The 11,587-nt window shown below is 36.7% G+C and carries 10 protein-coding genes and 1 pseudogene; 7 read left to right on the top strand and 4 right to left on the bottom strand.

Annotated features, from left to right (window positions below; translation table 11 throughout):
* The first annotated feature begins 91 nt into the window (after positions 1–91).
* Positions 92–508, top strand: coding sequence for a DUF2512 family protein (locus tag AC06OU_RS06550; RefSeq protein ID WP_475854784.1), 417 nt, complete (start codon positions 92–94; stop codon positions 506–508).
* An 86-nt stretch (positions 509–594) separates the two neighbouring features.
* On the opposite strand, the gene AC06OU_RS06545 is transcribed toward AC06OU_RS06550, so the two are convergent.
* The gene (locus AC06OU_RS06545; protein ID WP_475854782.1) at positions 595–2,124 is read right to left on the bottom strand and encodes an AMP-binding protein; all 1,530 of its coding nucleotides are present in this window, start codon (positions 2,122–2,124) and stop codon (positions 595–597) included.
* Positions 2,121–2,972 (bottom strand): SDR family NAD(P)-dependent oxidoreductase, encoded by an 852-nt coding sequence (locus tag AC06OU_RS06540; protein WP_475854779.1) that lies wholly within the window; start codon positions 2,970–2,972, stop codon positions 2,121–2,123. The genes AC06OU_RS06545 and AC06OU_RS06540 overlap by 4 nt, the downstream gene beginning before the upstream one ends.
* Positions 2,973–3,228: 256 nt before the next feature.
* On the opposite strand from AC06OU_RS06540, the gene AC06OU_RS06535 reads away from it, so the two are divergent.
* Complete coding sequence (locus AC06OU_RS06535) at positions 3,229–3,765, top strand: NADPH-dependent FMN reductase (protein WP_475854777.1); 537 nt, start codon at positions 3,229–3,231, stop codon at positions 3,763–3,765.
* A 269-nt stretch (positions 3,766–4,034) separates the two neighbouring features.
* On the opposite strand, the gene nhaC is transcribed toward AC06OU_RS06535, so the two are convergent.
* A complete protein-coding gene (gene nhaC / locus AC06OU_RS06530) occupies positions 4,035–5,450 on the bottom strand; it encodes a Na+/H+ antiporter NhaC (RefSeq protein ID WP_475854775.1) in 1,416 nt (471 codons plus the stop codon).
* 231 nt (positions 5,451–5,681) lie between these two features.
* Positions 5,682–6,508, bottom strand: a pseudogene (locus AC06OU_RS06525) (thermonuclease family protein).
* 183 nt (positions 6,509–6,691) lie between these two features.
* Between AC06OU_RS06525 and AC06OU_RS06520 the strand changes: the two are divergent.
* From AC06OU_RS06520 to AC06OU_RS06500, 5 genes are all read left to right on the top strand, one after another.
* Entirely contained in the window at positions 6,692–7,192 is a 501-nt protein-coding gene (locus tag AC06OU_RS06520) for a sigma-70 family RNA polymerase sigma factor (protein ID WP_475854773.1), read from the top strand.
* Positions 7,192–8,487, top strand: a complete 1,296-nt coding sequence (locus AC06OU_RS06515; protein ID WP_475854771.1) for a DUF4179 domain-containing protein — start codon at positions 7,192–7,194, stop codon at positions 8,485–8,487. Before AC06OU_RS06520 ends, AC06OU_RS06515 begins: the two co-directional genes overlap by 1 nt.
* Positions 8,488–8,608: 121 nt before the next feature.
* A complete protein-coding gene (locus AC06OU_RS06510; protein ID WP_475854769.1) occupies positions 8,609–9,142 on the top strand; it encodes a hypothetical protein in 534 nt (177 codons plus the stop codon).
* 68 nt (positions 9,143–9,210) lie between these two features.
* A complete protein-coding gene (locus AC06OU_RS06505) occupies positions 9,211–9,927 on the top strand; it encodes a 3-ketoacyl-ACP reductase (RefSeq protein ID WP_475854767.1) in 717 nt (238 codons plus the stop codon).
* A 505-nt stretch (positions 9,928–10,432) separates the two neighbouring features.
* Positions 10,433–11,587, top strand: a 1,155-nt coding sequence (locus tag AC06OU_RS06500) for a YcdB/YcdC domain-containing protein (protein WP_475854765.1), incomplete at its 3' end; no start/stop codon positions are given.

The raw sequence follows: 11,587 nt of genomic DNA, 5'->3' as shown, positions 1-11,587 counted from the left end.
TATTAGATTTATATTTTAAAATCATTGTGTTTAATTGGAAAGAATAAGGGAACATTTTAAATAGAACAAATACAAAAAGGAGGACAAACAAATGAAGCATTTAAAAGCACTTCTTATAAAATTTCTTATGATAACAGTAGTCCTTTTAGTTGTTTTGACATTAATATTTGATGTCCCATTCCTAGATTCTATATGGACTAGCTTAGTGTTGACTGTTTTAGCTTACATTTTAGGAGACTTCCTATTGTTCCGACTTGCGGCAAATCGCTCCAGCCAAAATGTAAGAAACATGATAGCAACAGGTGGAGATATTATATTAGCCTTTTTAACCATTTGGTTTATGCAAATTGCTTTAGTAGACGCCGACGGAAACCTTGCTCTTGGTACACTAATAGCAGCAGTAATTATTGGAGCAGGCGAATGGTTCTTCCACAAATATTTGGATGGAAATGTATTTTATAAAAATAAACGTACTACAGCAGATGTCGCTGCCGATTATGGAGATTAACAAAAAAACCCTCTTTTCTAAGGGGGGTTTTTTTGTTAGTTATTCTATTCTGGAAAGAAGTATTCGAGTTATCTAACAGAGTTACTTCAACGGCAAGCTGCTAATTGTTTTCGATCTAGCTTTCCTAAAGTGGTATAAGGTAATTGGTCAACAAAGATTATATCCTTTGGAAGATGAATACGTGGAATTCTTAAGCTAAGCCACTCTAATAAAGTTATCTCAGTTAATTGTTCGCCTTCGTTGTTCAGTTCAACGTATGCTATTAGCCTTTGACCATATTGTTCGTCAGCTATGCCTAAAATGGCCACTTCTTTTATCAAAGGATGATGTATTAATACTTGTTCTACTTCTTTAGGGTATATGTTGACCCCTGCAGAAACTATAAGATCGTCTGTTCTCCCACACAAGTAGTAATATCCGTTTGTATCCCTATATCCCATATCTCCAGTCTCAATCCAGGAAGCTTCTTTGTTTTTTATAGACCATCTATTCTTTGTACATAGCTGTCCAATCTGTCCTTCTTTTAGTTGAGTCCCATTCCCAATCACTTCTAGTTTCCCCCCTTTAACTAATCGCCCAATTGTGTCAGGAGAGTATAGCAAGTCTTTCGGTGTAGCAATCGTATTTAGACCAGCTTCGGAAGTGCCATAAAGGTTGTAGAGAATGGGTCCTAGCTTATTGTTGACCTCTTCTACTAGCTTGGCATTAAGGTGTGCTCCCCCTGAAGCAATACATTGTAGAGAGGTTAAATAATCAGGTTTATGCTTAAACAATTTATGAATCATAAGAGGTACAACTGTTATTATTTCGACTTTATGTCTTCTAATGATTTGACTAGCCTTTTCTGCTTGAAAGTACTCTGAAATGATTACTTTTTTCCCTAGAGCGATAAAGGTAAGCAAAATTGCGATACCATACCCATGATAGAGAGGCGTTGCAATATACGCCGTACGATATTGCATTAGCCTCAATCTTTCTAACACTGTTAAAAAGGGATGTAAGTAGTTGAGTAAAGAAGGTTTATGGACTGCTTTTTTAGGTGTCCCAGTTGTCCCGCCTGTTAGCAATATGAGCTTACCTTTTGACGATCTTTTCATCGATGTAGCTTTTAGTCTGATATCTTCACGTATGAAATGGTTAATGTAACTACTTTCAATTGCCAAGTGGAGTATTTGAAGCTCTTTTAATAGTGATATGGCTTCTTCATCATATATGTATAAATCGAAATGATAGGTGTCTACTAATTGCTTAAATTGAATGGTACTCATCGTTGGATTCATCAAATAAACATTAGTTCCTAAGCGGGAAGCAGCAAAAATAGAATGAACAAAATGATGATGATTTTTGCTTAAAATAGCTACATTTTTACCTGAACTTAAATGCCGGATGTCTTTTAAGTAAACAGAAGCAACCTCACAATTTCTTGCTAAATGGCTATATGTAATACTTTCGGTGTCGGTTACTATGGCTATTTGATTGCTAAATCTTTTCTCCGCAAGCCGTACTAAAACCATTAAGTTAATACCTTCTTTATAAATCGTAAAGACTAAACGAAACAAGCCAGAAGGAGAGAGGAGCCCTATCTTCCATATTACTTGCAATAAGGAAATAATCATTTGTTAAGCCCTCTTTTCTGAAGGATTTTAGGCAATACATAATCCCACCCTCTTCGGCCAACTAATGAACCTATTTGACCGAAAATCAGCCACCAAGGTTGAAAAGTTTTTCTTTTTGTATACAGGGAATTTGCTATAATCTTTGCAACATGTAAAGGACTCATGGCAGGTGTATTACGATAGGCAAGGGTAGGCTCAATCATTGGAGTCCTAACTAATGGTAGGTATACTGTGGTAGTTAAAATACCCTTTCCATTTATTTCGGAAGACACAGAGCGGAACCATGTATCAAATGCAGATTTAGACGCCTGATAAGCGGCCCAGAAAGGTATAGGAAGAAGCAAGGCATTAACTGTCGACACATTTACAATATGCCCTTTATTTTTTTCTATTAAAGGTATGGTGGACAATAGCAGTTGAACGGGAGCGAAGTAATTAATAGCCATCGTCCTAGTGAAATCATGATAACGATTTAATGACTTGTCGATCGAACGATTAATGGACAAGCCTGCATTACTAACCACAATATCTAGTCCATTGGGGAGCTGATGCAAAAAGCTTAGTAATTTTTCCATATCTTTATCTTCTCTCATATCTGCCGAAATAATGCTTACCTTAGCTTTGTAGGATTCTATTTCTTCTTTTATTATCAATAGTTCTTTTTCGCGTCTTGCTACCAATACAAGGTGTACGTTTATATTCTTTAAAACAAACGCAAGCTCTCTACCTATTCCAGAGCTAGCTCCAGTAATAAGAACAGTTTTAGCATCAAGTTTATCTTCTAGCTTTTTTTCATCCAAACGAATAGAAGGGAAGAGTATTTTTTCTAAAATAGAATAGTTAACCATTTTAAACAGCCCTTTATGATTAGAAAATTTAGTTATATACATTTTAACACCTAAACCAAACGTAAAATACAAAAATCGGAAAATTTTGAATCTAATTATTAGCTTTCTACGTTTTAATGTGATATTATTACCTCGAATTAGAGATATATTGAACTGAGGTAAGTCGTTTAGTTTATATAGCTTTACCTGAAAGAGCAAGTTTTGTATTTAAAATGTTTATACAAAATAAATAAGAGCAAAGGTAGGAGGAAAAGATATGTTAAAAATAGGAATTATTTTAGGGTCAACTCGTGAAGGTCGTTTAAGTCCACAAGTAGGTAACTGGGTAAAAGAATTAGCAGACAAACGTGGAGATGCTCAATATGAAATTATTGATATTGCTGAATTTAAACTACCACTATTAGGGGAAGCTGGTGGCGATGCTTCAGGAGCTGCAGCCTGGTCAGCAAGAGTAGCTGATTGTGACGGCTTTGTATTTATCGTACAAGAATATAATCACTCAATTACAGGAGCACTAAAAAATGCGCTCGACTATCTTCGTGTGGAGTGGAATAACAAAGCAGCTGGCATTGTATCTTACGGATCAGTTGGTGGAGCACGTGCAACAGAACATTTAAGAGGAATCTTAGGAGAATTATTAGTAGCAGATGTACGTGTACATCCGGCTCTTTCATTATTTACTGACTTTGAAAATGGCACGGATTTCAAACCAGCAGCCGTTCAAGCTGACTCAGTAAATCAAATGCTAGATCAGGTCATCCCATGGGCAACAGCACTAAAAACCATTAGATAATTAGAAAAGCGCAAGCACCTGTTTCTGCCCCGACAGGCAAATGGGAAAATGCGAGGAGGCAGTCCCACAGCCACCGGAGCTTTTACCCATTTGACCCGAGGGGCAAGGTGCTGAAGCTAGACATAGAAGAAAAGCGCAAGCACCTGTGTCTGTCCCGACAGGCAAATGGGAAAAAGCGAGGAGGCAGTCCCTCGTAATAGCATACAAAAATCCACTCTACTATATAGAAGAGTGGATTTTCGCATTCATACGATGTTGCATGAAGCTAATCAGGTTGTTGGAACCTCTTTTGGCGAGCGATTAGGAAGATTTTTCTCTTTCATTGAAAAACCAGTGAGTCCGTAAACAAAAGTAAAAATTGGAGTTAGCAATGCTAAAAAGCAGAATGGAAGATAAGTCAATGTCGGTACACCTAGTGTAGCTGCAGTAAAGACGCCACTTGCAGTCCAAGGTAGTAAAGCACAGCCCTGTGTTGCGGTATCTTCCATAGCTCTGGAAAGGTTTTCTGGCCGTAAATTAAACTTTTCAAAAAGTGGTTTCATGAATGTACCTGTCATAACACCTGCAAATGAAAAGCTTCCCCCAAGACCGAGTGTAAAATAGGACATGATCATAGTTACAAAAACGAGTAAACCTCTACTTTTTATCATTCTTATTATAGAATCAATGATGGTGACTAGAACTCCCGAGATGTTCAATAACCCCCCTAAGCCAAGGGCAAAAATAAAGATTGCTACCATTGGCAGCATGCTTACTAATCCCCCTCGCTGTAGCAAGGAATCAATTGCTTCAATATTTGATTCCACAAAAAAGCCATTATAAGCTACTCCCAAAATACTTGCCATATCTATACCTTGGTAAAAAATAGCGATAAGGGCACCTGCGACTCCTCCTAAAAATACGGAGATGATAGCAGGTTGTTTTGTAATTAGTAGTACAAAGAGAAATAGTGCTGGAATAATGGAGACAATACCTAAATTAAAGTTTGCTGCTAAATATCCAGTCAAGCTATTAACTTCAGCTGAATTAACAGCCGTTACTTCTGTATTTAAACCAATAAGGGTAAATATAATGGCTGATAAAACGTAGGCGGGAACGGTTGTCCAAAGCATATGCTTTACATGGGTAAATACATCTATTCCAACGACTGCTGCAGCGAGATTTGTTGTATCTGATAAGGGTGAAAGCTTATCCCCAAAGTAAGCTCCACTTACTATTGCACCAGCTGTCATCGCTAGAGAAATATCTAAGCTTTGTCCCACACCAATCATAGCTATACCTGCAGTTCCTAGAGTTGCCCAAGAAGAACCAGTAGCCATAGAGACTACGGAACAAAACAAGAGGGTAGTTACTAAGAAAAATTGCGGGGAAATGGACTGTATTCCATAATAGATTAAAGTAGGAACTGTACCAGATGCTATCCATGTACCAATTAATATTCCTACTGCCATTAATATTAGGGAAGGCTTAAGGGCTTTAAGCATGGAAGCGAACATTGCTTTTTCAATTTCTTCATAAGAATAGCCAAGGCGCAAAACAAAAGGGATGAGAACAACGATCGCAGTGAATAGCATAATTTGGATAGGAGCTTCCAATAGTATTAATCCAGTGGATATAACCGCAACCATTAATATGAGGATGAATAATGAATAGGGTAAAGATGGTTTTTTTATTTTTTTTTCCATTTAATCACTCCTTTTATTAGATATAGTATTAAGAATTAAAGCTAATGCTATGTTATTATATTATTCAGAAAATATATTAGTGGTAACTAGATACCCTCTTTTAATGTATTATTAACATTTTTTTGAGAAGTTTTTGTAAATTTTTCTAACTGGAGCAGGTTGAGTGAGGGCTTTTTAATAAGTTAGAAAAAAAGAAAGCCCCATCACCGGGTGATGGAGCTGAAGATATTATTATCTTTTTGTTGCTCGGAACCCTGCTGCTTCAGCTTCTTCCTTGCTGCAAAACATTTCTTCGGCAACTGTCATTTCATAATATTGCTGACCAGGGACATGATAGATTTTCTTGCCCTTAGAGTTGATATTACCTTTTATTGTACAATCAGTATTACCATTCGGTTTCTTTTCCTCATTAGTTTTATCAGCTGCTTTCACTTCTTCAACAGCATCTTTATTGTAGCCACTGTTCGTTACATAATTCTCCACTGACCATATCCCGATTGCTTGCTGTTGAGCTTTTTCTGAATGGCTTCAAACCAGTCTACATGCTTAGTGTTAGGTGCGTAAATATAAGCAACTCGGGCAAGACCCTGTTTTAACAGTTCTTCTTGCAGATTCTTTCCATCAGAAGTATAGATATAGGCAAGAAGCCGGTTATATTTATCCCTATAGGAAACATCGAACTCTAAAAAGACTGTATCCTGTCCTTTCAGTAATTGTTTCGTAAAATCCTTTGCATCCTGTCCAAAAGGCTGTTCCCCCAGCTTAGGATGGTTAGTTTCGGGAGTGTCTATCAATAAAAAACGCACGTTTTCATTTGCACCATTGTATTTTATTTTAATCGTATCCCCATCAATCACGCTGACCAATGGAAATTCTTTAAGCTTAGATACGTCATGAGTAGTGCTCGACGTAGCTTCAGAGAATTCTTTTTGTGGAGCTTTCTCAGCTTTCTCTTGCTCAGTGCTTGGATTTTCGTCCTCCACCACTAACTGATTTATACTGCTGCATGCTCCTAGCAAGATGGTTAAGGATAAAATATACATAATCCATTTTTTCATGTTACATACCTCTCTCTTTCAATCGGTCACTATCTTAACATACAAGTAAAAGAGAGTGAAAGAGAAATAGAAGAATTCAGTACGTAAGACGTAGTCATTTTCCATTTAAATAATATTTTTTATTTACATTGAACGTTTTTATGTAAATTAACGTCTAACAGTTACAAAAGAGGGGGAACAAAAATGGAGCACCTAGTTAGGAAAGCAATCACAGGAGATGACGATGCTTTCTTACAGCTAATGCAAATACATCGTGATGTTTTATATAAAACTGCCTTTATATATTTAAAAAATGAACATGATGTGTTGGAGGCTCTACAGGAAGTGACGTTTCGAGCTTACACCAAGCGTCACCAAGTAAAGGAGCCGTCCTTCTTTCAAACTTGGCTAGTGAGAATCCTGTTAAATTATTGTATGGACACATTGAAGAAACAGGGTAATTTATATTCATTAAATGAAGATGTAGAAAAAGAAGATCATTCCTCTAACCAGGATCTTATGCTTGCACTTAGAGAGTTGCCGAGTGCACAACGAGAGCTCATTCATCTAAAATACTTTAATGATTTAAAGGTGAGCGAAATTGCAAGAAGGCTACAAATTCCAGAGGGGACAGTTAAGTCAAGATTACATCATACGCTAAAGAAAATTCGTGTTTTTATGGGAGAGAGAGGGGGCGATGTTTAATGACCAATGTAAAACAAATCAAGCATTTAGTAAATGAACAAATGGAAGCTATCCAGGTTAGTTCAGCTACTGGAAGCACCATATTAAACGGTATTAAAATAGCGCAAAGAAAAAAACAGCGCAGGTCTAAAATAGTATTTAGCCTCTCAGCTATAGCTGTGCTTTTCCTTGGCTTCGCCTTTATGACACGCATTTCTCCAGCCTTTGCCCAGATTTTTGAGGATGTACCGGGCTTGGGGGCTATTGTAGCAATCGTAGAATATGATAGAGGGGTAGAAGATAGTGTCAGAAACAACTATTTTGAGGCAATCGGTGTTTCTGCAAAAGAAAATGATGTTACTTTTACGTTGGATGGGGTGATAGCAGATGATACTGGTATGCTACTTTCCTATACCCTCGAGTCTCCTAATACCGTAAATGGTTATCATCTAGGAGACACAGTCCTGCTCCAAAATGAGGAAGAGCTTGGTCTTGCTTATGTAACTTCTGAGCATGCCCAAAAAGAAGTGGTCCAAAAAGTGGAGAGCACCATTAGGATTTCTGACCCTAGTGGCGCAATCGATTATAATAATCCAACCTTTACATTAAAGTTTTCAATACGTGGAGAAGAGGATTTAACATTTGTCATACCATTTGAGTTAAAAAATAAAATTGCAAAGCCAAAGCATTACAAGCTAAATCGTGAGGTAGTAGTAGAAGGACAAAAATTTACTGTAGAACAGGTAAAAATATCTCCTTTGCATGCTGCGATTGATATAAAAACGGATCCACAAAATGATATGGTTATTTTTGATTTTTCTTCTATAAAGTTGCAGAATGAAAGTGGAAACGTATGGGGAAGTGGATCCACATCCATTAGTGGCTTTGGAAGTGCTGATACTACAAAAAGAACGATTTATTTAGAAAGCAATTATTTTCAGGAATCAGAAGAATTATATTTAATTATCGGTGATATTTTGGCTATGCCAAGGGATGAGCGAGAGATCGTTATAGACTTTGATAAAAAAGAAGTGGCTTCTATATCTAAACAATATCCTTTGCAGCTAGAAATAATAGATGAGTCTAGTTTTAAGGTAGATTTTGATAAGCATTTAGGTTTTAATCAAACAATTTTCACTACAGGCGAGGATAGAAATGGCCTTAAAGTACCGCTAGCTATATCTCATCGAATTTCTGACACGACTAGTTCTCAAGTATTTACTTTAGAGCAAGGAACCAAGAATAATCCAGTAACTTTTATACTGCAGGGATATCCTAACTATTTGGAGAACAATACACGCATAAAGGTCAAATAGAATTGGTTAAAACACAGTTATTAAAAAAAAAATAACATTTATGGCGTACTAATTAGAAATAAAAAAATACCATTTAGTTTCTTATTGTGGGATAATTAGGAAAAATAATATAGGAGGTATTATGGCACTTTTTCTAGGATTATTATCTATGTTGTTTGGTTCTCTTTTTATGTCATTGACAGTTAATGAGCTAGGCTCGACTGGTAACTCATTTTTATTGATCTATGGGATAGGTTTATTTTTGCTAGGTGCATTGGTGCTTGGCTCGAGAAAAACGAAACGAGTAAGAAAGCCTTTGAACATCAAACGGACGGGGAACTATTTAGCATTTTTAGGGCTCATTGTATTATTTGGAAGTTACATTCAGAAGAATATTTCTCTAGTATACCTTGGCTCTATCGTATTAATAGTTGGTGTTATTTTTATGCTAACGAAGCTCGAACAAGTTCAGTTAAATGTAAAGCCAATAGTAATATGCCTATATATGATGACATTAGGAATGGTGATGGTTATCACTACATTTTTGGGATTTCCAAATGAAGATTTGAGAACCTTCGGATTCGTCCAGTTAATGCTGGGGATTATTTTTGCCGTGCTTGAAAGCGTGAAGGAAATAAAACCTGCAGCAAAGCAAATGTCCTTTAAAGCAAAATAATATATTTTTTCTCCAAATGAGGGTACTCTAAATGTGTGAGAAAAACTTATACATAAGGAGAGATTTGCATGCAAGCAATTACAGGGAAAACAGCATTAATCACTGGTGCAGGTCGAGGCATTGGTCGCGCAACAGCTATAGCCTTTGCTAAAGAAGGTATTAACCTAGGACTTTTAGGAAGAACAATCGAAAACTTAGAGGCAGTTGCAAGTGAGCTAAAAACATATGGTGTTAAAGTTTCCATAGCTGCTGCTGATGTATCCAACATGGAATCTGTGAACAGTGCAGTTGAAAAAATCCGTGGGGAGCTTGGTCCAATCGAAATCTTGGTAAACAATGCCGGAATCTCTAAATTCGGTAAATTCCTTGAAGTAGATCCAGAGGACTGGGCTAATATCATTCAAGTAAATGTGATGGGTGTGTACTACGTAACTAGAGCAGTACTACCAGACATGATCGAGAAAAACGCAGGGGACATTATTAATATCTCTTCTACTGCAGGACAAAAGGGAGCTCCAGTTACAAGTGCTTATAGTGCATCTAAAGCTGCGGTAATCGCACTGAGTGAATCTCTAATGCTAGAAGTAAGAAAGCAAAATATCCGTGTTGTAACATTAACACCAAGCACTATTGCTACAGACATGGCAATCGAATTAAACCTGACAGACGGAAATCCAGAAAAAGTAATGCAACCAGAAGACATCGCTGACTTTATGGTAGCTCAGCTGAAAATGAACCCAAGAATTCTGCTTAAATCTGCAGGACTATGGTCAACTAATCCATAATTAGAAGAAGTGTGTGGTCGTGATGAAAATCACGGCCATTTTTTTGTTTTAGTCATGTTAGCTCGGACTCCTACAATGCCTGGCTAGATTACTACAATCAACTCAAACTTTACGACAATCAAGAAATGGATTACGACAATGCCACCACGAATTACTACAATCCAAATGGATTACGATAATCGTTGGCTAGATTACTACAATCAAGCAATGGATTACGACAATCCTCACATAATTTACTACAATCCTTTTTCACTTCACTACACTCTCCTAAATAGTTCTCTGTCATCCCACTCTAAATACTCTTTTACCTCTCCAGTCAAAAAAAACTTAATAAAATGGAATATTCTAATTTTACGGAGCATATATATAAACAAGTTTGTGTTTAAAAGGGAGGAGAGTTAGGAAACAGATTATGTTCAAGCAACCTATTCCATAGATAAATTTATAGACAAGCATAGGAAGATATAGATACGAAAATATAGAAATAAAATGGGGGACTATTTAGGTGAGATTAAATAAGCTTGGGATTATATTAACTTCATCGGCATTGACCGTTGGGTTATTTTCTACTACTGTAAGCGCTGCTCCAAATGGGATGAATCAGACTAGTAAACCGCTTGTACAGGTAGCAGCTTCAAACGTTGTTTATACAAAGGACGATTTAATTAAAAAGTTTCGCTCGTATTTTCCAAAGCAGTTTGATTCATTAAAAAGCAGTGATTTTCAGATGAGTAGTGGCAATTATTATACTCCAGAGGATGAGACATCCCGGTATAGTCTTAGCTTTACGCAGACAATAGAAGGTAAACGAGTGTATGGAAGTGTCGGGTTTGTTGGAGATAATTTAGATATCGAGCATTTTTCATATTCTCCACCAATTGGATCAGATGCCTTATTCCCGGCAAAGGTGTCTAAGGACGAAGCTAGAAAATTAGCCGTAGACTTTGTGAAAAGCTTGTTGAAGGAGGATTCCTATCAGCTCGAAAGCGATAATAATTACTATTATCCAACAAGGATTTTAACAGAACCAATTAACTACTCTTTTTCATTCACTAAAACTAAAAATGATATATCTATATCCGACAACCGTGTAGATATAAATGTTCTTGGAAATGGTCAAATTACTAGTTTTTATAAATATCCATCTACACAAGAAAAGAATACGTTCGACGAAGTAAAAAATATTAAGTCAGAAAAAGATATATTAAACAAATTAAAAGAGAATCTAGGGGTAGAGCTTAAATATCAGGTAAATATTGACTATCAATCGGGAGAGCGTACGGTTAAGCTAGTTTACCAACCGACAGGTAATTTTCTTGGATTGAGTGCTGCTACAGGTAAGTGGTTAACTCCAAATGGATATACGGATAAATTTCCATCCAAAGCAAAGCTTAAAAAGATTGTAGAGAAGCCTCTACCTGCAAAGCAGAAGGGGATCACTATGGAACAAGCGAAGAAAGCCGCTGAAAAGCTGTTAGAAAATAAATCTGACAAGCTTAAATTGAGCATTCAATCTATTGATGAGATTGAAAACTACAATGGTCAGACGGTCTACAGTATTCAATATATGTATAACCATAGAAACGGTGGTAGCGGTGCTAGTATTGAAATTAACAAGGCTACGGGAGAAGTCATTCAATATCACAATATGTTAGGATAT

The organism is Psychrobacillus sp., assembly GCF_056205495.1.
Note: the sequence above shows the minus strand (reverse complement) of the source record. Positions and strands in the feature narration are given on the sequence as shown.